At 60.2% G+C, this 269-nt stretch carries 1 pseudogene; it reads left to right on the top strand.

What is annotated here, in order from left to right:
- Window positions 1-2: 2 nt before the first annotated feature.
- Window positions 3-269 (top strand): annotated as a pseudogene (locus AF337_RS18630) (amidohydrolase family protein); the annotation flags it as partial.

Here is a 269-nt window from a genome sequence, read left to right as displayed (position 1 = left end):
CGATCGCGCCTGGTTTCGTCTGCGATGCCCCGCATTATGATGCCGGGGAAAAATTTGCCTGTGCAGGTCTCATCGAAACCCATATCCACCTCGATAAGGCCGGGATCATCAGTCGCTGCAATCTCTGCACCGGGACACTCGCGGAAGCCATCAGCGAAACCTCCCGGGCCAAGGCGGCCTTCACCGAGGAAGACGTCTATGCCCGTGCTGCCGCGGTCGTCGAAAAGGCGATCCTCAACGGCACCATTCGCCTGCGCACTTTCGTCGAG

This window comes from Rhizobium ecuadorense, assembly GCF_001187535.1.
Lineage (GTDB): Bacteria > Pseudomonadota > Alphaproteobacteria > Rhizobiales > Rhizobiaceae > Rhizobium > Rhizobium ecuadorense.
This window is presented reverse-complemented; position numbering and strand designations above follow the sequence as displayed.